This is a genomic window from Mesorhizobium sp. AR07 (genome assembly GCF_024746815.1).
Taxonomy (GTDB): domain Bacteria; phylum Pseudomonadota; class Alphaproteobacteria; order Rhizobiales; family Rhizobiaceae; genus Mesorhizobium.
The window spans coordinates 3376898-3403323 of record NZ_CP080525.1; the positions used below are offsets into that span (position 1 = coordinate 3376898).

Annotated in this window: 24 protein-coding genes; 10 read left to right on the forward strand and 14 right to left on the reverse strand. The window is 58.5% G+C overall.

Translation table 11 applies throughout. The annotated features are described in order from the left end of the window. Nucleotides 1–39: 39 nt before the first annotated feature. The 4 genes from BPNPMPFG_RS17220 to BPNPMPFG_RS17235 are packed head-to-tail and all read right to left on the reverse strand — an operon-like array spanning nucleotide 40 to nucleotide 3472. Entirely contained in the window at nucleotides 40–900 is an 861-nt protein-coding gene (locus BPNPMPFG_RS17220; RefSeq protein ID WP_258589932.1) for a restriction endonuclease, read from the reverse strand. A gap of 36 nt (nucleotides 901–936) precedes the next feature. Beyond that, a complete protein-coding gene (locus BPNPMPFG_RS17225; RefSeq protein WP_258589933.1) occupies nucleotides 937–1437 on the reverse strand; it encodes a BsuBI/PstI family type II restriction endonuclease in 501 nt (166 codons plus the stop codon). 26 nt (nucleotides 1438–1463) lie between these two features. After that, complete coding sequence (locus tag BPNPMPFG_RS17230) at nucleotides 1464–1862, reverse strand: hypothetical protein (RefSeq protein ID WP_258589934.1); 399 nt, start codon at nucleotides 1860–1862, stop codon at nucleotides 1464–1466. 23 nt (nucleotides 1863–1885) lie between these two features. Further along, the gene (locus BPNPMPFG_RS17235; protein ID WP_258589935.1) at nucleotides 1886–3472 is read right to left on the reverse strand and encodes an Eco57I restriction-modification methylase domain-containing protein; all 1587 of its coding nucleotides are present in this window, start codon (nucleotides 3470–3472) and stop codon (nucleotides 1886–1888) included. A gap of 187 nt (nucleotides 3473–3659) precedes the next feature. Here BPNPMPFG_RS17235 and BPNPMPFG_RS17240 point away from each other — a divergent pair, with 187 nt between their 5' ends. The 7 genes from BPNPMPFG_RS17240 (at nucleotide 3660) to BPNPMPFG_RS17270 (ending at nucleotide 10926) form a co-directional block, all read left to right on the forward strand. Next, complete coding sequence (locus tag BPNPMPFG_RS17240) at nucleotides 3660–5060, forward strand: lipopolysaccharide biosynthesis protein (protein WP_258589936.1); 1401 nt, start codon at nucleotides 3660–3662, stop codon at nucleotides 5058–5060. Then, complete coding sequence (locus BPNPMPFG_RS17245; RefSeq protein ID WP_258589937.1) at nucleotides 5060–6340, forward strand: GNAT family N-acetyltransferase; 1281 nt, start codon at nucleotides 5060–5062, stop codon at nucleotides 6338–6340. The genes BPNPMPFG_RS17240 and BPNPMPFG_RS17245 overlap by 1 nt, the downstream gene beginning before the upstream one ends. 110 nt (nucleotides 6341–6450) lie before the next feature. Then, a complete protein-coding gene (locus tag BPNPMPFG_RS17250) occupies nucleotides 6451–7281 on the forward strand; it encodes a creatininase family protein (protein ID WP_258589938.1) in 831 nt (276 codons plus the stop codon). Continuing rightward, nucleotides 7278–7916 (forward strand): YncE family protein, encoded by a 639-nt coding sequence (locus tag BPNPMPFG_RS17255; RefSeq protein WP_258589939.1) that lies wholly within the window; start codon nucleotides 7278–7280, stop codon nucleotides 7914–7916. Before BPNPMPFG_RS17250 ends, BPNPMPFG_RS17255 begins: the two co-directional genes overlap by 4 nt. Beyond that, complete coding sequence (locus BPNPMPFG_RS17260; protein WP_413776875.1) at nucleotides 7913–8446, forward strand: YncE family protein; 534 nt, start codon at nucleotides 7913–7915, stop codon at nucleotides 8444–8446. Before BPNPMPFG_RS17255 ends, BPNPMPFG_RS17260 begins: the two co-directional genes overlap by 4 nt. Nucleotides 8447–8821: 375 nt before the next feature. After that, entirely contained in the window at nucleotides 8822–10246 is a 1425-nt protein-coding gene (locus BPNPMPFG_RS17265) for a tyrosine-type recombinase/integrase (protein ID WP_258589941.1), read from the forward strand. 557 nt (nucleotides 10247–10803) lie between these two features. After that, entirely contained in the window at nucleotides 10804–10926 is a 123-nt protein-coding gene (locus BPNPMPFG_RS17270) for a Ros/MucR family transcriptional regulator (protein WP_413776781.1), read from the forward strand. 394 nt (nucleotides 10927–11320) lie between these two features. On the opposite strand, the gene BPNPMPFG_RS17275 is transcribed toward BPNPMPFG_RS17270, so the two are convergent. The 3 genes from BPNPMPFG_RS17275 to hutU all read right to left on the reverse strand — a co-directional run bounded on the left by BPNPMPFG_RS17275 (nucleotide 11321) and on the right by hutU (nucleotide 15838). Further along, on the reverse strand, nucleotides 11321–12715 hold the full coding sequence (locus tag BPNPMPFG_RS17275; RefSeq protein ID WP_258589942.1) for a formimidoylglutamate deiminase: 1395 nt from the start codon (nucleotides 12713–12715) through the stop codon (nucleotides 11321–11323). Between the two features lie 136 nt (nucleotides 12716–12851). Continuing rightward, nucleotides 12852–14102 (reverse strand): imidazolonepropionase, encoded by a 1251-nt coding sequence (gene hutI / locus BPNPMPFG_RS17280; protein WP_258589943.1) that lies wholly within the window; start codon nucleotides 14100–14102, stop codon nucleotides 12852–12854. A 17-nt stretch (nucleotides 14103–14119) separates the two neighbouring features. After that, a complete protein-coding gene (gene hutU / locus BPNPMPFG_RS17285) occupies nucleotides 14120–15838 on the reverse strand; it encodes a urocanate hydratase (RefSeq protein WP_258589944.1) in 1719 nt (572 codons plus the stop codon). A 194-nt stretch (nucleotides 15839–16032) separates the two neighbouring features. On the opposite strand from hutU, the gene hutC reads away from it, so the two are divergent. Continuing rightward, nucleotides 16033–16794: a histidine utilization transcriptional repressor HutC gene (gene hutC, locus BPNPMPFG_RS17290; protein WP_258589945.1), complete on the forward strand. Its 762-nt coding sequence runs from the start codon at nucleotides 16033–16035 to the stop codon at nucleotides 16792–16794. A 256-nt stretch (nucleotides 16795–17050) separates the two neighbouring features. Continuing rightward, complete coding sequence (locus tag BPNPMPFG_RS17295) at nucleotides 17051–18232, forward strand: alpha-hydroxy acid oxidase (RefSeq protein ID WP_258589946.1); 1182 nt, start codon at nucleotides 17051–17053, stop codon at nucleotides 18230–18232. A gap of 32 nt (nucleotides 18233–18264) precedes the next feature. Here BPNPMPFG_RS17295 and BPNPMPFG_RS17300 read toward each other — a convergent pair whose 3' ends face one another. The 5 genes from BPNPMPFG_RS17300 to BPNPMPFG_RS17315 all read right to left on the reverse strand — a co-directional run bounded on the left by BPNPMPFG_RS17300 (nucleotide 18265) and on the right by BPNPMPFG_RS17315 (nucleotide 23264). Next, nucleotides 18265–19032 (reverse strand): amino acid ABC transporter ATP-binding protein, encoded by a 768-nt coding sequence (locus BPNPMPFG_RS17300; RefSeq protein WP_258589947.1) that lies wholly within the window; start codon nucleotides 19030–19032, stop codon nucleotides 18265–18267. After that, nucleotides 19029–19721, reverse strand: a complete 693-nt coding sequence (locus BPNPMPFG_RS17305; RefSeq protein ID WP_258589948.1) for an amino acid ABC transporter permease — start codon at nucleotides 19719–19721, stop codon at nucleotides 19029–19031. The genes BPNPMPFG_RS17300 and BPNPMPFG_RS17305 overlap by 4 nt, the downstream gene beginning before the upstream one ends. Before the next feature lie 29 nt (nucleotides 19722–19750). Next, on the reverse strand, nucleotides 19751–20602 hold the full coding sequence (locus BPNPMPFG_RS17310; RefSeq protein ID WP_258589949.1) for a substrate-binding periplasmic protein: 852 nt from the start codon (nucleotides 20600–20602) through the stop codon (nucleotides 19751–19753). Between the two features lie 1045 nt (nucleotides 20603–21647). Continuing rightward, nucleotides 21648–21725 carry a hypothetical protein gene (locus BPNPMPFG_RS43190; protein ID WP_413776876.1) on the reverse strand — a complete coding sequence of 26 codons (78 nt, stop codon included), beginning with the start codon at nucleotides 21723–21725 and terminating at the stop codon, nucleotides 21648–21650. Nucleotides 21726–21866: 141 nt separating this feature from the next. After that, entirely contained in the window at nucleotides 21867–23264 is a 1398-nt protein-coding gene (locus BPNPMPFG_RS17315) for an aspartate ammonia-lyase (RefSeq protein ID WP_258589950.1), read from the reverse strand. 238 nt (nucleotides 23265–23502) lie between these two features. Between BPNPMPFG_RS17315 and argE the strand changes: the two genes are divergently transcribed. Continuing rightward, nucleotides 23503–24660, forward strand: a complete 1158-nt coding sequence (argE, locus tag BPNPMPFG_RS17320; RefSeq protein ID WP_258589951.1) for an acetylornithine deacetylase — start codon at nucleotides 23503–23505, stop codon at nucleotides 24658–24660. A gap of 8 nt (nucleotides 24661–24668) precedes the next feature. On the opposite strand, the gene BPNPMPFG_RS17325 is transcribed toward argE, so the two are convergent. Beyond that, nucleotides 24669–25652: a LysR family transcriptional regulator gene (locus BPNPMPFG_RS17325; RefSeq protein ID WP_258589952.1), complete on the reverse strand. Its 984-nt coding sequence runs from the start codon at nucleotides 25650–25652 to the stop codon at nucleotides 24669–24671. Between the two features lie 90 nt (nucleotides 25653–25742). Then, complete coding sequence (locus BPNPMPFG_RS17330; RefSeq protein WP_258589953.1) at nucleotides 25743–26420, reverse strand: DUF1028 domain-containing protein; 678 nt, start codon at nucleotides 26418–26420, stop codon at nucleotides 25743–25745. Nucleotides 26421–26426: the final 6 nt, after the last annotated feature.

Below are 26426 nucleotides of genomic sequence, written 5' to 3' on the forward strand. Positions count from 1 at the left end.
GGCGGATGAGGGGCGGCGCCGACGCCGGCGATTAGCCGGCTAAAACCCCGCGAAGGCCGCCTCGTCCACCGTCACTTCCTCGACCATTTTCACCCGCACGCCGATCTTCTGATCCTTGAGCAGGTCGCATAGCCCATCACCATCGATCAGGTCGATAGCCGGCGCACCATCGCGCACGGCCTCGCGCCGAGCATCCGCAGTAAATGTTCCGGTGGTGATAACAAGACCCTTGTCGGCTCGGCCAATCATCGCACCGCGAAAATCGCGCACAACGCCTGCCCCGACCGAGCCTTTCCAGCGCTTGCACTGAAACAGCACGTGGAACGAAAGCAGGTTGACCCGCAAGACGCCGGCGCCGTCGATGCCACCATCGCCGCTCCGTCCAGTCACCTCGACTTTGATAAAGCCAGCCTCCCGGAGAAGCCTTTGGCACAATCGTTCGAAGGCCGCCGGATCAAGCGCCAGAAGAATGTCGAGAAGTTGCTCTCGCCAGTCCTTCAAGGCGATGTCCGCCGCTTCCGCTTCAGCCTCCACGCGCTCGGGGGCAGCGACAACTTTCGCTTTGCGTAATGCCGCATCGGCTCGCCTCACACGCCGTACGGTCTCTTCGGGATCAAGTGACAGCGATGTGCGGCCCTCCGCCGTGAGGGCCCACACGCCGCGCTCGCTGTTGTTCGTTAGGCCCGCATTCTTCAACCAGCTCCGCGCCCAGGCGCAGCGATAGTCGAATTTCGACCTTGGCCCGTCGCCAACCAGCACTGACCGCGCCGCATCGGAAATGTCCATCAACACAGCTGTCTTGTCGTCAATTTCCTCGATCGAAGCCGAGCCACCGAGCGCATCCAATGCTCGCAAGACTGGCACAAAGAACTCGGCAAAGGGTGGAACGAGCGCTTTCATCGGCAGCTCTTCTCCTCATATTGCTTGTTAAGGCCGTCATTCCACCGCATATGGCCCAAGAAAACGTGTGCCATTGAAATGGATAAGATGCGTAGGCGCATCCGCTACCCATACCTCAGTTTCCCAGGCAATTTCGGCGATGTAACGCGCAAGCACAGCCCGCGTTGGGAATGCTGTGACATAAACAAGACCCGCAGTCGAACTCGCGAACAATTGTATCAACTCTTCGTGCCGTTTTGGGTCGACTGGACCATGACTCGTGACTGATTCCACGAGTAAAAGCCAGCCACGATCAGCGTAGTGCAGGATGACGTCAGGCATCTTGCCATGACTATCAACAGTGACGCCAAGGGCGGCAAGTCGCATGTGGTCGAAATAACCCGTCTTGTCGCCGGTATCTCCGGCGTAGATCAGCACACTATCCGGCGCGAAGCGCGGCGCGAACTCTTCAATAATGGCACGGATAAGGCGACTATGTTTTCCTGGGCTCAAGTGGATACTGATCTCATCCGAAATACGAACAGGAACAAGATTCATTTCGCGTTCGCGAGCATAGCGGTCGGCTAGAGTTTTCCATCGCTCAAGATAACGGGCCAGAGCAATGCAATGTCCCACTCCGCTGTCGCGTACAATTGCATTAAAGCCAGAGCACTTGGTGCGATCTGATAAACAGTGTCCTTACTGTTTATCGGCCTATTGAGGTCATCAGGATTGCGAAGAACGAGTCCTGCATTAACAAACTGATGTATCGTCTGGCGACGAATAGATTCCCGAGTGTTCGGCTTATAGGTCTTGCCATAGCGCTCACGGAACCAATTCATTATTGGCGTTATGCCCATTAGGGGTGCAGCCGCAGCGTCCCATGTTTGGTTCGGATGCAAATTAAGAAGTGCGAGCAATGTTAATGAGGAGCGCTCGTTTCTCTGTCTGCGAGGAAAGCCAAGATCGGTCAGAATTTGCATGGCCGCATCAACGTGAGGATGTCTCATGCGAGTTCGGCCACCCGCGCATCTATAGTCTCCTGTGAGGGTTGCGGATGGCTCTTGGCCCATTTGCCAAGCAAGGCCAGTGCATCGCGGCTCGGGTACCTCATAGTCTTGAGATCGGTTGCGTTGACTTGGGTATGCCCATTGAAGCGCCGGAAACACTGGTCAACCACGGTGGAGTTCAGATAGGTGGCCATACCCCGTGCCATGTCTTCACTTAGCGGCTGCTTCCTGTCGTGAAACACGTTCAAATGATTTTCAAACCCAATCATTTTGGTCGGCAATGCCGTAGGCTCAACCACGTTGGCGATTATGCGGCGGCGCTCCTCCTTGGAGGAAAAGCGGCGCACGACCGTATAGAAGCCACACGGAAACAGCCATTTAGCTGTTTCCCGTGTTTCGCGGATGGCATTTGCTTTCTTAAAGCCGGGCTTTGGCCACGCGAAACCGTGGTGTGTGAAATGACTGGGGTAGAGCAATGGGACCGTGCCCGGTTCGTATTCGGCACGAAGATCATTTTTCATCCTAAAATCAACCACTGGACCGGTGGAAACAGACACACCTAACTCGTCAAGCCGATACTGGAAGGCTGAGCCTGTTAGTAGATCAGGTCCGTCGGCTGTCGGGATATGAATGAATTGCTCGGCGTCGCGGGCTAGAACAATGCTGTCGAAAGCATGAATGGTCTCACGATAATCTAAAAATGTGTCATCGGTCGACGTCGAAATTGTCACCTCACCCTGCTCTTCACCACGCGTTAGATGAATGATGATATTTTCTTGGAGTACGCCGTCCCCTTTAAAAGCTTTGTTGCGGGCGTCGAACAGATGAATCTGTCGAATAGACGCGTGGCGAAAAATAAACTGGCGGAATGGTTGGTAGTAGGGACCATTGCAGAAGCTGCGTGGAATAATAGCAACCAATTCACCACCTTCCTCCATCATCGCAATACCAAGGCCAACAAATCCAGCATATAGATTTACGGTTTCCAAGCCTATGGCACTCAGACATGCTCTGTGGTGCGATGCAGTGTTTATTTTCTTGTATGGCGGATTAAGAATGGCATGCGTAAATTTCCGAAATCTCCCTAGACGCAGCGCAGTAGACGCATGATCGATAAAATCTACGTTTCGCACTTCATGAGAAATATCCCTCCCAGATCCGCTCAATAGAGAAATGTTTTCTCTCAATATATTTGAGAATTCTTGATCAATTTCATAACAAGTTGTTTGGATAACTCCATCCGAACGAGAGGCCATCCAGTGATTTATAAATGCCGTTGTTAAGGCGCCTTTGCCTGCCCCAGCATCCAGCAGTCGAACATCCGAAGGGAGCGCCTTACCAAACAGCCCAGCCATAAATCCCGATATTGACTCGGGCGTCATGAACTGACCGAGCTGCGACGCTTTCGAACTTGGTGCCTTGACGACATGGGGGCTGGTCGAGGCGCGCAAACCCTCCTCTCCCAACGGAAACGGTATTTGACCGTTCAAAGCGCCTTCCGGCGGCGCAATCCATCCGTATGTGACCGCCCGATCAGCGCCCTCTTTTCCAATTCTGGATCTTAGAATTTCATATTCCGACACGGATCGATTCCAGATTCGATTCTGACAACGCCAAGTGGAATATGTATCGTTTAGACATCCAGTGAACAAGCGGTGAACATGACTTCTCCCGCCTTCCCTTTCACTACGCCTCCTCACCCAACCGTTTCTTAATGTGTTTTCGATACACCAAAGCCTGAAAAGAGGCGGAAAACGGAGAGTCATCGGGGTGCGCTTTTCCGCGGCCACGACAGCCGGGCGGTTCTTGCCGCAGCGTTTGGCGCTGCGCATGGGACCGCTGCTTGGCCGCATCGACACCGTGCTGTTCACCGCCGACGAGCGCGGCGAAGCCGGCCGCATGTCGGTCATCGCCTTCTCCATCCGCATCATCAGCGCCGTCATCGCCTTCGTCAGCCAGGTGCTGATGGCGCGCTGGATGGGCTCGTTCGAATACGGCATCTTCGTCCTCGTCTGGGTGACGATGGTCATCGTCGGCAACCTCGCCTGCCTCGGCTTCCATACGTCGGTCATCCGCTTCATTCCCGAATACCGCGAGCGCGGCATGCTGGCCGAACTGCGCGGCATCGTGCTGGCCAGCCGTCTGTTCGTGCTGATCGCCTCGACGATCATCGCCGGGCTCGGCGCGCTCGGCGTGTGGCTGGCCGCACCATGGATCGAAAACTACTATGTGATACCGTTCATCCTTGGCGTCATCTGCCTGCCGATGATCGCCATGTCCGACCTGCTGCAGGGGCTGGCGCGCGCCAATTCATGGGCGCTGTTCGCGCTGTCGCCGACCTATCTGATACGGCCGGTGCTGATCCTGCTGTTCATGGCGCTGATGCTGGTCGCCGGCTACGCGCCCGACGCCAGGACCGCGATCTTCGCTTCGATCGCCGCCACCTATGTCACCACGCTCGGTCAACTCATCGGCGTCACCCAGCGCATGGAAAAGCAGATCCCGGCAGGGCCGATGAAGGTCCATTTCGCGCAATGGTTCATCGTGTCGCTGCCGATCTTCCTGGTCGAAAGCTTCTTCTTCCTGCTCACCAACGCCGACGTGCTGATGGTCGGCGCCTATATGGATCCCAACGACGTCGCCGTCTATTTCGCCACGGTGAAGACGCTGGCGCTGGTGCATTTCGTCTACTTCGCCGTCAAGGCCGGCGTTGCCCAGCGCTACGCGCAGTTCACCCATGGCGAACCGCGAAAGCTCGCCGCCTTTGCCCGCGAGACGGTGTCGTGGACGTTCTGGCCCTCGCTGTTGATGGCGATGCTGGTGCTGGCGCTCGGCGAGCCGATGCTGGTGCTGTTCGGCCCTGAATTCACCCGCGGCTATCCCTTGTTGTTCGTGCTCGTTTTCGGCGTCGTGGCGCGCGCCGCCGTCGGTCCGTGCGAAAGCCTGCTGACGATGAGCGGCAACCAGAACATCTGCGCCGCCGTCTATGCCATGACGCTGGCCTTCAACATCGGCCTCAACGTGGTGCTGATTCCGCACTTCGGCCTGTGGGGCGCGGCGATGGCCACCGCCTTTGCCATGATCTTCGAGGCCTGCGCGCTGTCCTTCACGGTGTGGCGCAAGCTCGGCATCGTCATGCTCATCTTCGTGCCCGCCAAAGGAGCCGTGTGATGGCCGCCATCCCGTTGCTCGAGGAAACCAGCGGCGGCACGGCCGGCGCCATGGTGTCCGGCCTTGCCGGGCTGACCCGCGACGCCGATCCCGCCCATATCGAAATCCTCGCCAACAACCGGCCCGAGCGCAAACTCGCCATCTACCCGGCATCGGCCGGCTTCGACCTGGTCGAGGAACTGGATTATCTGTGCACCCGCCCGATCGAGCCGAACGTCTTCTTCAACCCGCGTTTCCTGGCGCCGGCCATGCCCCGGCTCGAGGATCGCGAGGTGCGGCTGGCGGTGATCCGCGACGGCGACGAATACCGCAACCGGTTGCGGCTGCTGGTGCCGTTCTCGGTGGAACGGCCGGGGATACCGCTCGGCGTGCCGGTCATGCGCACATGGTCGAGCCCGTTCGGTCCGCTCGGCACGCCGCTGGTCGACCGCGACGACCCGGTCGGCGTCGTCGAGGACTTCTTCTCGATGCTGTCGCGCCCGCACCTCAGGCTGCCGAAAGTCTTCGTCCTGCCGGATATCCGGCTCGATGGCCCGGTGGCGAGCCTGCTTGGCACCGTGGCCGAGACGCGCGGCCTGACGCTGGTCACCACCGGCCAGACGCAGCGCCCCGCGCTGGAGAGCGAAGCCGACGGCGACGCGTATCTGAAGGCCTCGCTGCGTTCGCACCACTATCGCGAGTTCCGCCGGCTGAAGCGGCGCCTCGGCGACCTCGGCAGGCTGGAGCATGTCGTGGCGCGTGGGCCCGAAGAGATCCGCCACGCCATCGAAAGCTTCCTGTCGCTTGAAGCAGCCGGCTGGAAAGGCCGCGAACGCACCGCCATGGCGATCGACCGCTACCGCGCCGCCTTCGCCCGCGAAGCCGTGCACCGGCTGGCCGAGCAGGACATGTGCCGCATCCATTCGCTGACGCTCGACGGCCGCACCATAGCCTGCCTGATCGTCTTCGTCGAAGCCGGCGTCGCCTACACCTGGAAGACGGCCTATGACGAGACGCTGGCCGCCTATTCGCCGGGATCGCTGCTGATGATCGAGGTGACCAGGCAGCATCTCGACGATCCCAACATCATGATGACCGATTCCTGCGCCGTCCCCGACCATCCGGTGATGAGCCGGCTATGGACCGAGCGCAAGCCGATGGGCACGCGGGTGATCGGCCTGACGCCGGACGCCGACCGCCTTACCCGCCAGGCCGCCTCGCAACTGCACCTCTACCGCGAGACCCGCAACATGGCCCGCCTGCTGCGCATCCGCATGAAGAGCTTGCTGGGGCGCCGGTAGATCATGATCTCCGTCTCGGATTTCACCGGCACACGGCTTTTACAATTCCGTAATATGACAGTCGGCAGGCGCATGTATACGCTCGGGCGGACGATGGTTTTGAGGTCGAAATGATCACGCGGCGCGGCGCCATCCTTGCAAGCACGGTTTTCGCCCTCTTGCCATTCCTGCTGTTGGTGGCGACCGCCGCCGCCAATGCGTCGGTTTTCCTTGAAGACCAGACCTGGACCGAGTTGCACGACCGCATCGGTGCCGGCACAACCACGATCATCGTCCCCATAGGCGGCACCGAGCAGAACGGCCCCGCAATGGCATTGGGCAAGCACAATGTGCGGGTCAAGTTCCTGGCTGAAAAGATAGCCGAGAAGCTCGGCAACGCGCTGGTCGCTCCGGTCATCGCCTATGTCCCGGAGGGAACCGTCGACCCGCCGACCGCCCATATGCGGTTTCCAGGCACGATCACGATCAGCGACAAGACGTTCGAGCAATTGCTCGAATCCACGGCCCGCAGCTTCAAGCTGCACGGCTTCAAGACCATCGTGCTAATCGGCGACCATGGCGGTTACCAGGCCGATGAAAGCCTTGTCGCCGATCGCCTGAATGCCGAATGGAAAAAGACGCCGGTGCGTGTTTTTGCAGCGCTGGAATACTACCGGATCACCCAGGACGCCTATGTCGAGAAACTCCTGGCCGCCGGAGCAAAGCGTTCCGAAATTGGAACCCATGCGGGGTTGGCCGATACTTCGCTCATGCTCGCCATCGATCCCTCCATGGTGCGCAAGGATCGCCTTGCGGCCGCTCCGAAACTCGATGCCCATGACGGCGTCTACAACGGCGACCCGACACGGTCTTCGGCCGAATTCGGCCAGCTCGGCGTCGACCTGATCGTCAATGGAACGACCGATGCGATCCGCGGCTTCATGGCAAAGCAGCCCAAATGATCGAGAATTTCTGGCGGTTGGCCGGCGCCTGCGCGCCGTTTCTGTTGTCGGTTGCCCTGTCGTCGAATATCGCTTCGGCCGGCTCCTGCCCGGAGGACTGCAGCGAGCCACCAGCCCGCTCTCCCGTCAATGTCTACAGCGAAACGACCATCGGTCACTTGAGCCCGGCCACGGCAGGCGCGCTGCCACGCGTCTATGTTCCGAACCGTTCATCCAACAGCGTATCGGTGATCGACACCACGACGCTCAAGGAGGTCGACAGGTTTCCGGTCGGACGTAAGCCGCAGCATGTCGTTCCATCCTGGGACCTGAAGACGCTGTGGGTCGCCAACAATGCCAGCGGCTCAACCAAGGGCAGTGTGACGCCCATCGATCCCAAGACCGGCAAGCCGGGCAAGGAAATTCCGGTCGAGGATCCCTACAACATGTATTTCATGCCGGATGGCGGTTCGGCGGTCATTGTCGACGAAGCCTACCGGCGGCTCGACTTTCGCGATCCGCAAACCATGGCGCTGAAATCGATCCTTCCAACACCGTCCTGCCCCGGCATCAATCACGCTGATTTTTCCGCCGACAGTCCTACGCCATCTTCACCTGCGAGTTTGGCGATGGCGGCCTCATCAAGATCGACCTGAAGAACCAGAAGATCCTGGGCAGTCTGGTTCTCTCGAAAATGGGCATGCCGCAGGACATCCGGCTTTCCCCCGACGGCAAGGTCTTCTATGTCGCCGACATGATGAACGACGGCGTCTTCCTGGTCGACGGCGACAGTTTCACCGAAATCGGCTTTATCGCCACCGGCATCGGAACGCACGGCTTCGTCGTCAGCCGCGACGGAACAAGGCTTTATGTTTCAAACCGCGGCTCGCACAAGATGGAACAGGGTCGTGCAAACGGGCCGGGCAGCGTAACCGTCATCGATTTCGCCACCCGTGCGGTTGTCGCGCAGTGGCCCATACCTGGCGGCGGCAGCCCGGACATGGGCAATGTCAGCGCCGACGGCAAGCAACTCTGGCTGTCAGGTCGCTTCGACAGCGAGGTCTATATGATCGACACCAGTTCGGGCGCGGTGGTGAAGATCCCCGTTGGCCTCGAACCCCACGGCCTGACGGTCTGGCCGCAGCCCGGCAGATATTCGCAAGGCCACACCGGCAACATGCGGTGAGTGTCGATCACTCGAAGGATGAGGTGGTGCGCCTTTCCGGCACATATCCGAACCCGCAGGGTTCGCAAGGGCGACTGCCCGTCGGCCGGTCAGGCCTTCCCATCGGAGCCGTGAGCGAAGCGAACCGGCGTGAGATCAGAAAAAATGGTGCCCCTAGCCGGAATCGAACCAGCACTCCTTGCGGAACTCGATTTTGAGAGGCCGGATATGCCCTATCCTAATCTTATCCGGCGGTATCCAATTGGACGATAACCGATTGTAGCCACTAGCTTTTTCGGCCCGTCCAACCATCCATACCTGACCGGACATACGCCACGGTTTGATTTCTGGCTGCACCTATTCTGCACCTGAAATCGACTTTAATGGAGGTTAGGAATGCCCAAAATCAAGCTCACCAAGACGATCGTCGATGCCGCAACGGCCGATCAGGAACCCTACGAACTTCGCGACACCATCATACCGGGGTTCTTGCTGAAGGTCACCCCGACCGGACGCAAGATATTCATGGTGGCCTACGTCGCCGCCAACGGCCAGCGGCGAAAGCCCGCCATCGGCCGCTTCGGCGAAATCACCGTGGAGCAGGCTCGAACGATTGCCCAGAACTGGCTCGCCGACGTCCGCAAGGGCAAGGACCCGAGCGCCGAACGCTCCGCCATGCGAAAGGCACTGACAGTCAAGGAACTCTTCGACCGGTTTATCGACGACTATTCGGAAAGCCGAAACAAGCCCTCGACCGTCAAATCCAACCGGGGCTACGGGAAGCTGTATATCGTGCCGCATCTCGGCCAGATGAAGGTGCCCGACGTCACGCGGGCCGACATCGCGAACCTCATGAAGAGAATGTCGAGGACCCCGACAAACGCGAACCGTGTTCTGGCTGCGGTGCGTAAGATGTTCAACATGGCCGAGGTCTGGGGAATGCGGCCCGACGGGTCCAACCCGTGCCGCCACATCCCGAAGTTTCCGGAACGGGGAAAGACCCGGCTGATCACCGATACGGAACTGAAGCTCCTCTACACCTACCTCGACAAGGCCGAAGCCGAGGGCCTGGAGCATCCCTTCATCCTCCTCGCAGTCCGGCTCCAATTCGAATTCGCCGCGCGCATGTCGGAGATCCGGCAGCTCGAATGGGCTTGGGTCGATCTCGACAACCGGCGCATCGAATGGCCCGATAGCAAGACCGGCGTTATGTCCAAGCCGATGAGCGCGGAGGCGGCCCGGCTGTTCGAAACGGCGCCGCGGCTCGAAGTCTCGCCCTTCGTCTGCCCGTCGATCTTCGATCCGAACCTCCCGATGTCGAAGCACACCTACTATCACGGCTGGAAGCGCATCCTCGAGCGGGCCGGTCTGCCGCACATCGGCACGCACGGCATCCGACACCGCTCGGCAACCGACATCGCCAACTCCGGCGTGCCGGTGAAGGTCGGCATGGCGCTCACCGCGCATAAGACCGTCACCATGTTCATGCGCTACGTCCACACCGAGGATGACCCAATAAGGGCGGCCGCCGAGGCCGTGGCGCAGAGGCGTCTGACCCTGATCGGTGGTGCGCCAGTAGTCCCAGCCCCAACGCTCGTTCCCGAGCCAATCGTCGCGCCGCCCACCATCGCCCCCGAGCCCGCTGAAACGCTGACCCAGGCGGCAGATCAGAAGCCGCTTGGTCTTGTCGACGGCAAATACTCCTCACGCACCAAGCTCGGAAATTACAGGCCGTTCCGCCACCGTAGCGGCCAGAACCGGGCAGTGCCTCCCGGGACCAGGCGCGCAAGCGGTGAGCAGGAGGCCTCCGATGTCCAATAAGCCGACGCAGCAGTGCTGGCCGGCGCCGGACATCCTCCTTCGCTACAATTCTTGGATGATGCAGGGCCGATCCGGTTCGTCGAAGCGGCTCGCTTCCGGTTCGATCTGTCCCAGTTGATGTTGAACCCATCTGACGCAATGCCGGCACCTTGTTGATAGGGTCGATGTCCAGTCCTTCGATGCGCTGTCCGTTGAGTCCCAGACAATGTCCGTTTCGATCAATGCGCGGACTCCTTTGTGATATATGCTGGCGATGGAGCGCTGGCCTAGTCTCCCACGATGGGCGTCGGCACCGCCCCATGCGGTTCACGGCATCGGCGAGCGCGGTACCGGCCAGGCTGCTCTCCGAACCAGGGCAGGCAGACACGAAAGAATGTGCTCTGGTCTGCATACCCCAGCAAAAAAGGCCGCGTCGGACAGGGACATCTGAGGATCGCCCAGATGATGATGCGTCAGTCGGCGACGCGTGGTGTCGACATCTCAAGGACAGCAAGGGCGGCAGTCTCCCGCGTCACATGCGGGCCAGTGAGAAGTGGAGCCTTCCGCCAGACTATCCAATGGTCGCACCGAACTACGCGGCTCAGCGGTCGGCACTGGCGAAATTCAGCGGGCTTGGACGGAAGCCTGCGGCTGAAAAGGCACCGAAGGCGACGCCAAAGCGAAAAGCGGCACGCGGCTGAGCGGGATGCGAAGGCAATCAGGACCCGTTGGTATGATCTGAAGTGCGCGTTCCGCGCTTCGGATGAACTTGAGCCATCTTCTGAAACGTTGGCCATGACGCTCCTTGGACAGGTCAGCTGGACGCGACGATTTAAGCGGCAAAATCGACACAGAGAAGAACCTAGCCTAACGACATGAGGAACCAAATACATGTCGAAAGACACGATTGTATTGCGGTATCCTCCTGAGTTGTCATCTTCACTATCGATATACAGAGGCCACAATGGATCCATCTTAAATCCTATCTAAGCGCGACAAACGATATAAATACCTGCCTCCACTCGTCTCTTCATTGTGTCTCTAGCTTTGAAGCTTTATTCCTGCAGCCCACATCCACCAGATGACGTCACACGATCACCTGCTCTTGAGCCGCGCAACAGCGGCGAGATAATTGCCGAGGATTCTTTCTTCGTCTGCATGGCGCCCTCCCTGGATCACCCAACGGCCCGCGACCATCACGTCACGGACCGGGTTACGGGTACCGCCCAGGATCCAGGCATCAAGCGCGGTCTGGGGACCGTGGCCCAGAAGCACCGGACTGTTTGGGTCGAGTATCACCAGATCGGCTCGCCGCCCTGCCACGAGCGCTCCCCCGCCTTGGGCTGAGCATTGCTCTCCTCCCGCCAGCGCGATGTCGAACAGCAGCCGGCCGCTATGGGTCTCACGCCCGTCGGCCTCGGACCGGGCGATCACGTTGCGCCTCCTCAATTCCAGGCGCTTCCCACATTCAAGGATGCGCAACTCTTCGGCAGTTGATGTAGAATAGTGGCTGTCGGTGCCGATGCCCCAGTTGCCGCCCGCGTCATGCCATTCGACTAGCGGGAAGAAGCCGTCGCCCATGGTCGCCTCGGTCAAAGGGCAGAGCCCGGCGACCGCGCCACTTGCTGCAGCACCGGCGATTTCAGAATCATCGAGATGGGTAGCATGAACCAGACACCATTCGGGCCCGAGGCCGATATTGTCGAGAAGCCACTGCACAGGTCGGGCACCGAGACCGGCTTGCACTTCATCCACCTCATGGGTGGTCTCGGAGACGTGGATGTGCAACCGGGCCTGCGGATCCATGGCGCGCATACCGGCTAAGGCCGCTTTCGCTTCGTCCGCCGCCACAGCACGCAGAGAATGTAGCGCCAGCCCCACTTGGAGGTTGCGATTGGCTGTCCGTCGTCCGCGAAGAGTGTCGAGCAACTTCAGATAATCGTCTACGGAGTGGACAAAACGCTTTTGCGTGTCCACCACCGGTTTGCCAATGCCGCCGTGTGCGTACAGCACGGGAAGGATGGTCATGCCCACGCCGGTGCGCGACGCAGCAGCGATCAGCCTATCCGACATCTCCGCCGCATTGGCGTAGCGCAGGCCACCCGGCTGATGGTGAACATAGTGGAACTCGCAGACTGCCGTCATTCCGAATTGCAGCATTTCCAGATAGACCAACGCGGCGATCGCCTCGTAATCCTCTGGCGTCAAACGATCAACCGTTCGATACATCTCCTTGCGCCAAGTCCATAGGTTGTCCTCAGCCCGAGCCGCTGTCACGAATTCGGTACGCCCGGCCAATACGCGCTGAAAAGCGTGTGAGTGAAGGTTCGACAGTCCCGGCACCCCGAAACCGGCCAGATGGTGCACAGGCCCACCCGGCCGGTCGGCGCGAACAGACAAGATCGTGCCGCCGGCGTCGACTTCCAGATAACCAGGGGAAAGCCAGCCGTCCGGCTGGTGCAGGTGTTCGACCTCGTAGATCGTCGTCATTGGGGATGTTCTCCTGTCGGTCACAGAGTTCAGTCGTACGCCATGCGCCGCGTGACGAGGGAAACGGGGAAAGAAGTGACGCCGTGAGGCTGACGGAGGATGACCGGCCTGTCGCCTGGAACGACCTTGAACAGACTCATGGCAGGTCCTGACGGTCGTCAAAAACGATCCGACCGGCCTTGATCACCAAACTCGCACGGCCGCGTCCAAGACGATAAGCCATGTCCTCATAGCGATCGTAGGGAAATATCCCGATGTCGGCCTGTTTGCCCGGTACAAGCGATCCGATCCGGTCGCCACGATCCAGTGCCATTGCCGCGTGGAGCGTGCCAGCCCGGATCGCCTCCGCCGGGCTAAACCTGTAAAGGCGGCAAGCAAGCTGGACCACAAAAGGCATAGACTCGAGCCAGCAACCGGGACACATGTCCGTTGCAAGCGCCAACGTCAGCCCTGCGTCCATCATGCTGCGAGCGTCGAACGGGCGCGAATGCCCTACGGCGAAGTCGAGCGCGGGCATGACCACGCAAACGACGCCGGCGTCGCGCAGGCCGGTGTATTCTCCAGCCGCGGTGTAATTCATATGGTCGGCCGACACCGCCCCCAACTCCGCTGCCAGTTTTGAACCGCCGATGTGGGAGTAGGCATCGGTGTGGATCTTGACCTTGAGCCCGTGATCGAGCCCACGCGAGAGGATCGTGCGAGACTCTCCCACGCTATAGTAGCCGTCGTCGCAATAGACGTCGTTAAACTCGGCCAGTCCGCGCCGGGCGACCTCAGGGATCATCTCCTCGAGTATCTCGGCGATATAGGACTCACGGCTGCGGTCTTCGGGAAATTCGTGCGCGCCGAGAAATGTCGAGACGACCTCAATGGGCTGCCGTGCCGCCACGGCGCGATTCACCTCGAGCATCTTGATCTCAGTCGCGGTGTTGAGACCGTAGCCGCTCTTGCTCTCAACCGTGGTGGTGCCGAAGGACAGCATGTGCGCCAGCCGCTCGGCGGCACTCTCAACAAGCTGGTCTTCAGTTGCCTCCCGCATCATCCGCGCCGTGGCGGCAATGCCCATGGGAATACCCATGGCCCTGATTTCGGCGGCGGCACGCCCCCTTACCTTCTGTGCGTACTCCTCGACGCGCGATTTGTGGAAGACGAGATGCGTGTGGCAATCAACGAAGCCAGGCATGACCAGTCCGCCGCCAGCATCGATCCGCTCGGCGTTGCTCAGGTCATAAGCGGCGGCGATCTCTGCCTTGGCTCCGACGGCGGCGATCTTGTCATCGCTGATCGCCACCATCGTGTTTGTTCGGGCGCCGACAAGGTCAGACGCATCGGCTGCACAGGTCAAAACCTGGCCTGCATTGTCGATGACCGCCGTGATCCGCGCCATTGCCGATTTCCTCTTTGTTACTTGGTCTTCTTCTGGGGCGCCTTGGCGTCATCCGGTCCGAATGTGGCGGTCGGCGTCCACCACAGCGGCACCTGCACACCGTCTTTGGCAAAGCGCTCCAGGGCCGTCTTGCGGGCAATGTCGTACCCGGCCTGCGCATGGCGGACCACGCCGATACCGCTATCGGTGGTCAGACAAGCAGCCAGTCGGACATCCGCCTCGGCCGAGCCGTCTGCAATCATTGTCACACCGGTGTGTACGGCTTCGCCCATGGAATAGTTCTCCTGGATCGCCACCAGGTCGGCGCCGGCGGCTACATTCAGCAGAGCGTTGAGATAGGGCCAGTCCGAGATCAGGTCGCTGCCGTCTTTCATCCGCTCCGATTCGAACGTGGGGTTCACGATCGACCCAGAGTCGAGGTTGTCACGTGAGAAGGCCACCGGCCCCTTGAGTTCGCCGGAGCGCACCAACTCGTTGACGCGCATGCCGAAGGCTTTGCGCTGGCCGAAGCCCAGGTAGCAAATGCGTGCCGGCAGACCCTCGATCGGGATATGCTTGCGGGCCAACTGGATCCAGTTCCGCACCAAATCGTCCTCAGCGAACATTTCCTCAACCACGTCGTCGAGCTTGGCGAGATCTGCCGGATCGCGTGATAGGCATATCCAGCGGAAAGGCCCGCGACCTTCGCAGAACAGAGGGCGGATATAGGCGGCCACAAAGCCAGGGATCTTCATTGCCTCGGCCACCGGCATGCCAGCATCGCGGCTTTCCTTGCGCAGGGAATTGCCATATTCGAAGACCTGAACGCCCTTGTCATAAAACTCATTCATGATCTGCAACTGCTCGATCATCGAGGTGCCGGCGAGCTTGAAATATTCGTCGCGACTGGATTTGCGGAGTTCGCGCGCCTCATCGACAGTCAGGCCCGCGGGGACGTACGATAGCGGGTCATGCGCCGGGGTCATGTCCGTAATGATGTCGGGCATGAAGCCGGCATCCCTGGCCTTCTTCAGCACGTCGACGGCATTGCCCATCAGCGCAATACCCAAGGGACGCTTTTCAGCCGCAGCTTCCTTGGCAAGTTTCACGGCTTCGTCAAAGTCTTGCACAATGACGTCACAGTAGCCGACCTCCAGCCGATGTTTGACCACCTTCTCGTCGACGTCGGCGCAGATGCAGACGCCACCCAGCATGGTCATCGCGCGCGGCTGGTTGCCGCCCATGCCCCCCATGCCGGCGGTCAGAAGGATGCGCCCCTTCAGGCTGCCGCCAAATTTCTGGTCACCGATCGCCACCAGTGTCTGGAACGTCCCCTGGATCACACCCTGTGTGCCGATATATTCCCACGGCGCGGCGGTATACTGCGCGTATATGGTCAGGTTCTTGTCCTGAAGGTCGTAGAAGATCGGCCAGGTTGCCTTCATGATGTTGGTGGTCGCCATCACGACGCGTGGTGCGAGCATGTTGGTTTTGAAGATCGCGACCGGCATGCCCGACTGGACCACCAGCGTCTCATCATTCTCCAAGTCCTGCAGCGACTGAACGATGGCGTGATAGCTCTCCCAATTTCGGGCGCACTTGCCGATGCCGCCGTAGATCACCAGTTCCTCGGGATGCTCGGCGTTCTCCATATTGTTCTCGAGCATGCGCAGGATGCCCTCCTGCTTCCAACCCTTGCAGCGAAGGTTGTTCCCGCCCATGGCGCGTACGGAATAAAGAATCTCGGGCTTTCCCATCGTGTCCTCCTTGGTGAATTCGGCCTGCTCATTCGGAGCATGATAAATACATATATACAACTCCATACATATCCTGAAATCGGTTTGTCAAGGGCCGCTTCCGAGGCGCGGCGACGTTTTGGTGTTGGTTATGAAAGGCGAGTTGTATAAATGTCTGAATCAGCTTGATTTGAGAGTGAACGGCAGGCATCGGCATGAGCAGGCGAACGGAAACCACTTCTCCCCGTGGTGATGCAGAGATAAACGGCATCGGCCAGTCCCGGGGGCAGCAGATACGCAGCCACGTGTTGTCGAAAATCAGCTCAGCAGAGTGGCCAGAAGGCTTTCGGATTCCGTCTGAGGCTCGCCTTTCCGGGGAATTTGCGGTGTCTCGCATGACCATCCATATGGCATTGCGAGACTTAGCTGCCGAAGGCGTGCTGGTGCGCAAGCAAGGCGCGGGTACTTTTGTCGCAGCCCGTCGCGCTCAGTCCACATTCCTAGAGATTCGTAATATTCATGCTGAGATTGAAGCACGCGGCAACGTCCATACGACAGATGTTATCGCCTTGGACGCTGTAAATTGCGACCTATCTCTTGCTACTGAAATGAATGTTACTCCTGGAACCGTCGTATTCCATTCAATTCTTGTTCACCGAGAGAATGGACGACCATTGCAGATAGAAGATAGATTTGTTAACCCTCGTTTCTCGCAGGACTATCTGGATCAAGATTTTTCGCGCATCACACCCTATGAGCATCTTATGGCCACAGGGCCTCTTGAGGAGGTTGAGCACGTCATACAGGCAATTCCCGTCGACGAGACAAGCCGCAAGCTTTTGGAGATGCAACCTGACGATCCACTCCTCCTTTTGCGTCGCCGCACATGGTCGGGCGGCCTCATAGCCTCGAGTGCCCGACTTCTTCACCCAGGCTCAAGGTTTAGTCTCGCTGGACGCATGACAGTCGCCCGATAGGATCTGGCCAGGTCGACGCAGCTGCGCGGCTCGATTGGCTCGATGTCAAGGAGGTTCGATAAAAGGGCGAATTTCATAAGACGTTGAAGTAGCATATACAACTTATCAACGGGATGGCGTATGCACCCTTTGGGCACCCGAGCCGTAGCTGTTCTGGAGGCCGGTGGCTTGGGTGCTAGAGAGCAATCCATTGCCCCGAACACGAGATGGACATCGCGCCTTTGGGAGCGGGCTGCTCAACGGAAGGAAAACATTGATGACCTCAGCCGCGCGCCTTCGCCGATGTGCAGATGTCGAGAGTTTTCGGGAAGCCGCCCACCGACGCCTGCCCCAGATTTTCTTCGACTATCTCGATGGCGGGGCTTCCGCCGAAACAACGCTCAGGGCAAATTGCGCCGACTTTGATCGCTTTCAGCTGCGCCCTTGTGTCCTACGCGATGTGTCGAGTTGCAAGCTGGATGCCGAGTTCTTAGGCGGACATCATGACTTGCCCGTCATGCTGGGTCCTATCGGGTCGCTCGGAGTATTCCGCGCCGATGGCGAGGCGGCATCCTTTCGTGCAGCCAAGTGTGCGGGTATCCCTGCCTGTCTATCATCCTTCACAGTAACACGTCCGGAGAGGCTGTCTGCCACGCTCGGGGCTGGAGCGGCATTCCAGCTCTATGCACTGAAAGACCGCGATCGGACAGAGGCTGTGCTTGATCGGGTTTCCGGTTGCGGGTTTGGGACGTTGTTCGTCACTGTCGACACCGCCGTGTCGGGCATCCGCGAACGGGACATTCGCAATGGCCTGCGGATGTTGTCGCAGCCGTCTCTGCGTATGGTTTTGGACCTACTCAGCCACCCGTCGTGGTTGGCGGATATTGCGCGCGCGCATCCGGTTCGAATGGCACTCGCGGAAGACTGGTCTGAGGCAGGGGAAGGCTATCTCGAGCAAGCCGCCTTCCTTGCACGCCAGATCGACCCTGCCTTCGATTGGCAGGGCCTGGCCTGGCTGCGGGCTCGCTGGCATGGCCGCCTCGTCGTCAAAGGCATTCTGACGGCCGACGACGCTCTACGCTGCGTCGACCAAGGCGTGGACGGCATAGTTGTCTCGAACCATGGTGGCCGCCAGCTTGATGGAGTGTCTTCGAGCATTACCGCCCTTGGCGATATAGCCGCCGCCGTCTCGGGCCGAACAGAAATCCTGCTCGATAGCGGAATCCGCCGCGGGGGCGACGTGGCCAAGGCGCTCGCGCTTGGCGCGTCTGCCTGCTTGCTAGGCCGAGCTTATGTCTACGGGTTGGTAGCCGCCGGCGAGGCGGGCATCGCGGCCGTTCTGTCATCGATACGAGCAGAGCTGGAAGTCACCCTGGCGCTTCTTGGGTTGCGTTCAATTCGCGAGCTGCGCGACGCAGGTCCCGGCATAGTACGGCAGATATCTGGACCGGACTGCTGAATGACTCGGGGGCGCCTCCGCCAAACCGCAATTTAGTGACTCACGGTTCGAATAAAATTGGTCAGACGCTCCGACTTGGGATTGCCGAAAATTTCGGACGGCGCGCCGGATTCCATCACGATACCGTCGCAGACAAAATGTATTGTATTTGCGAGTTTTTTGGCGAAACTCATCTCGTGGCTGACAACGATGAGTGTCATGCCTCGATCGGCCAGCGAACGGATGGTATCCAGTACCCCTGAGACAAGTTCTGGATCAAGCGCTGAGGTGGGCTCGTCGAACAGAATGAGTTTAGGGTTCATCGCCAGAGCGCGCGCGATGGCCACGCGCTGCTTCTGTCCACCCGACAACTGGTCTGGATAGTGATCGCGCTTTTCTGCTAGACCGACAAGTGCAAGCGTTTCCAATGCTGCATCCATGGCCTCTTTTCTTGGTCGGCGCTGAACGTGGATCGGGGCCTCGATGACGTTTTCCAAAGCGGTCCGGTGTGCAAACAGGTTGAAGTGCTGGAATACCATTGGCATTTCACTGCGCGCCCTGCGGAGCACCCGTTCGGGCGCAACTGCGAAACCACTGGCATCGCGATGGCACAGTTGCTGCCCATCAAACTGTATCGCCCCGTTATTTGGACGCGTCAGAAAGTTGATACATCGCAGAAGTGTGGATTTTCCACCGCCGCTAGGGCCGATGAGAAACGTCACGTCTCCCTGGTGCACGGTGAGGTCAACACCACTCAAGACAGTCTGAGCGCCGTAGGACTTTGCGAGGCCACTTACCTGGAGAATGGGCTCCTTTGTCATGCGCTTGCTCTTGCCTGGGCGTTTGCACGTTGGTGCACGGGAGTCAGGACCCGTTCCAGCCAAATGACGGCGCGCGATGCCGCAAAGCTCATGACAAAATAAATAATGGCGACCATCAGATAGATCTCCATGCTTCGGAACGTGTTGTTGATCAAGATCGAGCCGTGCCGCAGCAACTCGTTCACGGCAATGAAGGAAACGAGCGAGGAGTCTTTGAGAAGCGAAATAAAATAACCTCCTACAGTCGGAACCGCGATCCGCAAAGCCTGGGGCAGAACTACGCGCCCGTATATCATGATCCGCGACATGCCTATGGAAAGGCCGGCCTCGCGTTGCCCTGCATCGACTGACTGAATCGCGGCACGGAAGACTTCCGACAGATAGGCGCCCAGGTTCAAGCTTAAGCCAAGGATCCCAGCCCAAAACCCCGGAAGCACAATACCAATCTGCGGCAGTGTGAAATAAATGACGAGCAATTGGACGATTAGGGGGACGTCGCGCCAGACCTCTACATATGCCCGCAGCGGCCATACGAGCCACCATTTTTGAGACAAGCGTCCCAGCGCGACGATCAACCCGATTAGAATACCCAGGGTCATGCTAAGCAGCGACAATTCCAACGTCACCAATGCCCCCTGCAACAAGAACGGGAAGTGCTCTGGTATCAAGACGAAGAAAAATTCATACATCCAGGGCCGCTCCCCGTTCTCGGCGTGAGTTACTTGGTCATCTTGGACTGGTAATCGGCCCACATGCCGTATTTCTCAAGGATCGCTTTGCGGGTTCCGTCGGCTTCCATCGACGCCAAAGCCGTGTTGATTGCCGCAAGAAGATCTGGGCATTCGCGCTTCACCGCGACAGCTGATGACCCAAGGATGTAATGCGCCTTACCTTCGGCCTCGGCCCATTCCGGCTTGGGCTGGTAATAGATCGGCTCTCCGACGGTCCGCATATTGCCCAGCGCTTCCTGTTGGCCGGCAAACGTACCCTGATCGAGGATTACCGCATCGACCTGGCCGTTTTGCAGAGCAACGAATGGTTCCCCGAAGCTGTTGTAGTCGAGGACGCTCCCCGCTTTGCCCTCGGTGACCAGCCTATGCGCGTTCAGCGAATCGTTGGTGCCCATGGTCGTGCCAAGGATTTTGCCCTTGAGATCATCCATCGACTGAATGGCGGAGTCCTTCTTCACGATCACATGATCGATCAGCAAAAAGTATGGCGAACTAAACTCTACGCCGGCGTTCTTTATTCGCTCCTGCGTAGCCGACATGGCGGATAGGATGATGTCCCAGCGGTCAGCCTTCAGGCCTGGGATGAGCGTGCTCCATTCCGTGATTTCGTAATCGACTTTCGCGACACCCATGCGCTTGCCGATCTCTTGGAAAATGTCCCATTCGAAACCTTGATATGTGCCGTCCTCGTTCTTCCAAATGAACGGCTTCGTGCCCATCAGCCCATTTCCGGACAGAAGCACGCCCTTTGCTTTAATGTTGTCTAGACATTGGTCCGCCCAGCTCGATGTGGCTGTAACCATCATCGCAGCTGCTAGCACAAATCCAAAGCGATTCATTGCAAACTCCCCTTCATATGGACGTTAGAACATTGGTTCTACGTGATTTTCTTCACCCCTAGGCGATCGTTTCGCGCTCCTTGCCAGAGGCAGAGAGCTACGAAAGCGATGATCGATCTGGCCATTCACGGGCTTCATTCATCGACGCCAAATCAGCGTCTAACCCAATTGCATATATATGTATAGTCCACATATTTGCTTTCGTGCCGTCAATGCGCGCGGGTTGCGCAGGTCAAAGGGGATGCTGTGCCAGACTGGCCATTGACGCGTCTACGGCATCGCCAAGAGCATGGCGCCATTGGCAGCGGTGCTTGTCATGTCGCAAATTGCTATCAGGCAAAATGCACGCGGCGTCCCTGGGATTTCTCCCATGTCGCGACGCTAGCTCTTGAGGTTCTATTTCCGCATGAAACGAGCAGTTCGGTTCGCCAATCCAGCGACCAGTCTCGTGAACAATGAGCGTTCCCGAGGTTTTGTATCCCTGCTTTCACTTTTTGCCGACGATTCCCTTTTCGGGTTTCTTCTAAAGGCAGAACGTGCTGCGTTCGCGAGAATATCTTCGTGGCCAGATTTCATAAAAATCATTGCGAGATCCATTTGCGCTGCCGCATGCCCAATTGGGCTTTAAAACCCGAGATACATGTAAGTTCTATCGCTATGGAACCCGGAGTCGTATTTGTATCGTTCAACTGGATTGCTCAATACAGTATAAGCGTAGTGTAAGTTTTCTGCCATTCCGGTAACTTTAACGAGCCATCCACGAAATCCCGTCTTTGGCAACGACATCAATTTGGCCCGGTAGGCGTCTTCTATCTGACTAGGATGAGCTGCAGCATCGACTGAAAGGAAGTCGTAAAGGCTCATCCTGTTGTCCTTGGATGCGAGGCAGCTGCGATTGCGAGTTCAACTCGCAATGTTTCGCCAGTCTACGATCGGGCTCGCGGTAGGCAATTTTGATTTTTCGGCTTTCTGGTTCGAAAGAACCGATGCTGGGGCGGTATGAGCCGAACCGTTGCGGACATCCATGGAGCCTGCGACTGACCTCCTAGGAGCACGTCAGCACAACCTTCCCCATATTGGCGTTTTCATCCAGTAAGCGGTGTGCTTGCGCGGCTGCCGCCAGCGGGAAGGTTCTGAATGGGGGGCGTGACCGTGCCTCGCTCGACGAGTGGCCAGACGTGACGCTCTACACCGGCTTTGAGGATCGGAAAAAGCGGGATTAGTAGCCTTCTGCATCGGATAAACCGAGGGCCAGGCGGCACCTTCAGACCGGCATGGCCAGCTTCATGGGGTCTAGCAGCCTTGCCGCATCATCCGCGCTTACAAGGCCTCGTTCGATCGCGAGATCGGCTACCTTGCGATTAAGGCGGAGTGCATCCTTTGCGAGTTCGGCACTGGAGACGTAGCCGAGAATTGGGACCAAGGCAGTCACAGAGCCGACGCTTGAGTCCAGATGTTCAAGGCAGCGCTCCGGGTCCGCCTCAATCCCACGCACGCATTGCTCATCGAAAGTCCGGATCGCGGCCTCGATCAGCTGGATCGAGAAATGCAGGTTGAATGCAATCAACGGCTCCATGGCATTTAACTGCAACTGGCCGGCCTCCGCCGCCATCGTGATGGCAATGTCGTTGCCGATAATCTGAAAGCAGACCTGATTGACGACTTCCGGAATGACCGGGTTCACCTTTCCAGGCATTATGGAAGACCCCGGCTGCATCGGAGGCAGCCGAATTTCGCCGAACCCCCCACGGGGTCCGCTTGCCAGCAGTCGCAGGTCGTTCGCAATCTTGGAGAGCTTCGTCGCCAGCCGTTTCAGCATCGCAGAAAACAGAACGAAGGCACCCATGTCCCAGCTTGCCTCGACGAGGTTGGCAGCAGGGGTCAAAGTTTTGCCGCTGATGACCGAAAGCTCCCCCAACACGATCTCGGAATAGCCTTTTGGCGCGTTGAGTCTCGTGCCGATTGCGGTCCCGCCAAGATTGACCTCCGCAAGCAGCGGCAACATTTCGCGAAGCCTCATAACATCCTCTCGCAAGGCGGTTGCGAATGCTGAGAATTCTTGGCCCAAGGTCATAGGAACGGCATCCTGAAGCTGAGTTCGACCGAGCTTCACGACCGTTGCGAAGGCCGCGGCACGCTCCTCGAACGACGCAACCAAGGAGAGCAGCGCAACTTCCAGGCTTTCGTGCGCCAGGATGAGTGAAAGACGGACGGCGGTCGGATAGACGTCGTTCGTCGACTGTGAGCGATTAACGTCGTCGTTAGGATGCAATGGCCCATTACTGCCGCGAGTGTTTCCGAGCCACTCATTTGCGAGACTCGCGATCACCTCGTTGGCGTTCATGTTCATTGATGTCCCGGCGCCACCTTGGATAGGGTCGAGTGGAAAGGCGTCGTGGTGGCGCCCTGCGATAATCTCGTCACAGGCAGCGGAAATCGCCGCACGCTTTTCCTGTGAAAGAATACCCAGTTGTGCATTGGCGTTGGCGGCAGCCTGCTTCGTCATCGCCAGTGCAATGAGGATATGGGGGAAACGGCTGATTTTCATTCCGGAGATGCGGAAATTCTCGCGCGCACGCTGCGTCTGGGGACCCCACAATGCGTCCGTCGGAACTTCGACGAATCCAAGGCTGTCGTATTCGCGTCGAGACTGTCCGTTCATTGCGACATCTTCCGCCAATCATGCCTTGAAGGGGCCTGCCCACGCGCATCAGGTTAATGGCGTTGGCAGTGCCATTCCCAAATCCCTCGTCCTGCGAACGGCGAATACGATGTGAATGTCATAGTCGCCAGTGGCGGCAGCCCTCTTTTTCCCAATCCCGCGCTTCGAAAAATAAGATGATCCTGCGTGCTGCAAGCGAGCTAAACATGACCGATCGCAAATGAACCGAAGTCGAACAATGTCCATTCATCGAGCGGTTGAAATACTCGATCGCCTTATCGCTTTTGCCACCGTTAGCCGCGCCTCCAATCTCGACTTGATCCAATACGTGCGAGGGTTCTTGGGGCAGATCGGGATCGATTCCGAGCTCGTTCACAATGAAGAGGGCACGAAAGCCAACATCTATGCGACCTTGGGCAATCCCAATGCCTCAGGTGTCCTCCTTTCAGGCCACACTGACGTCGTACCCGTCGATGGTCAGGCATGGAGTAGCGATCCCTTCCGCATGACAAGTCGGGACGATCGCCTCTTCGGACGCGGAACCGCCGACATGAAGGGCTTCATAGCCTGTGTGCTCGCTCTGATCGAAGAAACCGCCGGACGAACTTTCCAACGCCCGCTGCATGTCGCCTTCAGCTACGACGAGGAGATCGGCTGTGTGGGCGTTAGACGCCTCATCGACATTCTGGCCAATAACTCGACTCGTCCGTCCATGTGCGTGATTGGCGAACCGACCAGCATGCAAACTGTTATCGCTCACAAGGGAAAGGTGGCTGGGCGAATTACCTGCACGGGCCGCGAGTGCCATTCCAGCCATGCCCCTGAGGGACTGAACGCAATCCACCTCGCAACGGACATGGTGTCGATGATACGCGAACTGCAGGACAGAATTGTCGCCGGCGAGGACCACGACCCTGGCTTCGTGGTTCCATTCACGACACTTCACGTTGGCACAATCAGTGGCGGAACGGCTCTGAACATCGTCCCCAACCATTGCAGTCTCGACTTCGAGATCCGCAATATTCCAACTGATAATCCGGAGCGTCTCCTTCAGCGCATCGCCGGCAAAGCGAGCGAACTGACGGAAGGATCACAGGCACGCTTTGCCAATACCGGCATCACTGTGGAAATCGTCAACACCTATCCGGGGCTGAACACGAATTCCGAAGCGGCCGTGGTACGGCACGTGCAGAAGCTCACCAATGGCAGCTCACTCGGAAAGATAGCATTCGGCACCGAGGGCGGGCTTTTTCATGAACGTCTCGGTATTCCGACAGTTATCTGTGGTCCAGGAGATATTCGCCAAGCGCACCAGCCTGACGAGTTCATCAGCCTCGATCAACTGTCGCAATGCATGACGATGTTGCGTAGGCTCGGCGATGAATTAACGGTGTAGACGAGCCGCTATCGCCAAGGCAACATGCCGGGCAACTCGCCAGTGGAGATCAGTGCCCGACAGTGATCTTCGAAACATTCCGTCGCCCGCGTCTTGCGCAATCCTTTTAGGCTAGCAATGCCTAGAACCATGGGAGGGTGGTTTCCGCCGAGACGGACATAAGCAAGCTTCTTCCCATTTACGGCATGCATGTTCATAGGCCTCGACGTCATTAGCGAATAGCCGAACCCGCAAGCGACGAAACTGCGCACAGTCTCAGGATATTCGGAACTGGCCACTGTGTTCGGCGTCAGCCCCTGCGTCATGAACAGCGAGAGGAAATATTCCTTGCTGAGTGGCATGTCCAACAGGATGAACGGCCTCTCGGCTAAATCGGACAGCTCAATCGAGTTCCGACCTGCAAATGGGTCATCGGCCGCCAGCAAAATATAGGTCGGCAGCTCGGCCAATGGCTCAAAGCTTATGTCATCTGTGAGATGTATGGCATAGGTCAGCGCCAAGTTGATTTCAGCGTGGCGCAGCTTGGCGATCAAAGCTGCTTCATCATCTTCGGAAACCCGTAGCTTGACTGCCGGATACTGCGCAAGAAACGCTTTGCACAATTCGGGTATGAGCATTGGGGCAAACGTTCGGAATGACCCGACATGCAGCGGGCCAGATACCGACTTGGCTACTTCGTCGGCAATGCCGTGGAGTTCTTCCGCTTGCAACAGCAGCGCCTTGGCTGCGTGCATCAGCCTCTGGCCCGCCGGCGTCAGCGACAAGCCCTGGGCGTGATGACGGACGAAAAGCTGTAGACCGAATTCAGACTCTAGCTGTGAAATCGCGGCGGAAATCGACGGCTGCGAGATATTGATGCGCTCCGACGCCAGGGTAACGCCCCCGACCTCGCCGGCAGCTACAAAATAAGAGAGCTGCCTAAGCGTAAAGCGCATCGAGAAACTACGCGGATCCAGGTCGTTCACGAGACCCTGCGCCAAGCTCAGATTCAAGCCAGTTCCTCGCCGCGTTCGGACGATTGTATCAGGAACCGCAGCAAACGATGGCTGCTGCACGATTCACTGTCAAGGTCTATTCGCCGGCTACTCGTCACCGGGTACGCCGTATGAGGGAGCGGCCGACGGGTTCAGCCCGCGCGCCACGTAGGCGTCCATTTGCGGCTCCCACAACTCCCACAGCCGCTCAAGCTCTCCTATCGGATCGGTTTCGCGCCAATCAACACGAAGGTCCGCCACCGGCCATGCCACGTCTCTAACCAGCAGCATGCCGACCGAATGGACCGGGCCCTCCTCGCCTCCTGCTGCCAGAGCAGCCTTCATCGCAGCGATCAGCCGGGCACCGAGCGGAGCACTGACCTCGGCCAAAAAAGCATCGACCATCCGCTCCGGCACGACCGGACTCGAGAGTAGATTCCCGGCGGCCACGACATCCTGCGCGATGACGGTTCGGTGCGTGCCGAGCGTGTTCTTGCCGGAAAACGTTGCTCCGTTGCCCTGCCTATCGACCAGAGCAAGCTGTCGATAGTCGAGGAACTTGGCCTCGGCTTTGATCTGCTCCAGGGCCCTGGCTGCGCTGAGACCTGAGGCCATCAGATCAAGGCCGCGCGGCCCAAGCGTCGGATCCGTGATGTTTTGGGTTGCTACCGCCCCGACGCCTGCGCGTGCGTGAGCGCAACGCGCCGCGACGCAAGGGCTGGAGGACGAAACTGCGATACCGAACATGCCGGTCTTTGCGCACCGGGCTGAAATCGAAAAGGTCAAGTTAGG

Excerpts from the sequence above, each read along its gene's own strand:
- hutI (WP_258589943.1), bottom strand. The coding sequence starts at position 14,102 with ATGGCGCGGATCACGGCGGTCATCGACAATGCAGGCCAGGTTTTGACC.
- BPNPMPFG_RS17250 (WP_258589938.1), top strand. The coding sequence starts at position 6,451 with ATGATCACGCGGCGCGGCGCCATCCTTGCAAGCACGGTTTTCGCCCTC.
- BPNPMPFG_RS17255 (WP_258589939.1), top strand. The coding sequence starts at position 7,278 with ATGATCGAGAATTTCTGGCGGTTGGCCGGCGCCTGCGCGCCGTTTCTG.
- BPNPMPFG_RS17275 (WP_258589942.1), bottom strand. The coding sequence starts at position 12,715 with ATGACGACGATCTACGAGGTCGAACACCTGCACCAGCCGGACGGCTGG.
- hutU (WP_258589944.1), bottom strand. The coding sequence starts at position 15,838 with ATGGGAAAGCCCGAGATTCTTTATTCCGTACGCGCCATGGGCGGGAAC.
- BPNPMPFG_RS17265 (WP_258589941.1), top strand. The coding sequence starts at position 8,822 with ATGCCCAAAATCAAGCTCACCAAGACGATCGTCGATGCCGCAACGGCC.
- BPNPMPFG_RS17220 (WP_258589932.1), bottom strand. The coding sequence starts at position 900 with ATGAAAGCGCTCGTTCCACCCTTTGCCGAGTTCTTTGTGCCAGTCTTG.
- BPNPMPFG_RS17305 (WP_258589948.1), bottom strand. The coding sequence starts at position 19,721 with ATGTATGAATTTTTCTTCGTCTTGATACCAGAGCACTTCCCGTTCTTG.
- argE (WP_258589951.1), top strand. The coding sequence starts at position 23,503 with ATGTCCATTCATCGAGCGGTTGAAATACTCGATCGCCTTATCGCTTTT.
- BPNPMPFG_RS17225 (WP_258589933.1), bottom strand. The coding sequence starts at position 1,437 with ATGAATCTTGTTCCTGTTCGTATTTCGGATGAGATCAGTATCCACTTG.
- BPNPMPFG_RS17295 (WP_258589946.1), top strand. The coding sequence starts at position 17,051 with ATGACCTCAGCCGCGCGCCTTCGCCGATGTGCAGATGTCGAGAGTTTT.
- BPNPMPFG_RS17310 (WP_258589949.1), bottom strand. The coding sequence starts at position 20,602 with ATGAATCGCTTTGGATTTGTGCTAGCAGCTGCGATGATGGTTACAGCC.
- BPNPMPFG_RS17245 (WP_258589937.1), top strand. The coding sequence starts at position 5,060 with ATGGCCGCCATCCCGTTGCTCGAGGAAACCAGCGGCGGCACGGCCGGC.
- BPNPMPFG_RS17230 (WP_258589934.1), bottom strand. The coding sequence starts at position 1,862 with ATGCAAATTCTGACCGATCTTGGCTTTCCTCGCAGACAGAGAAACGAG.
- BPNPMPFG_RS17300 (WP_258589947.1), bottom strand. The coding sequence starts at position 19,032 with ATGACAAAGGAGCCCATTCTCCAGGTAAGTGGCCTCGCAAAGTCCTAC.
- hutC (WP_258589945.1), top strand. The coding sequence starts at position 16,033 with ATGAGCAGGCGAACGGAAACCACTTCTCCCCGTGGTGATGCAGAGATA.
- BPNPMPFG_RS17315 (WP_258589950.1), bottom strand. The coding sequence starts at position 23,264 with ATGAACGGACAGTCTCGACGCGAATACGACAGCCTTGGATTCGTCGAA.
- BPNPMPFG_RS17270 (WP_413776781.1), top strand. The coding sequence starts at position 10,804 with ATGGTCGCACCGAACTACGCGGCTCAGCGGTCGGCACTGGCGAAATTC.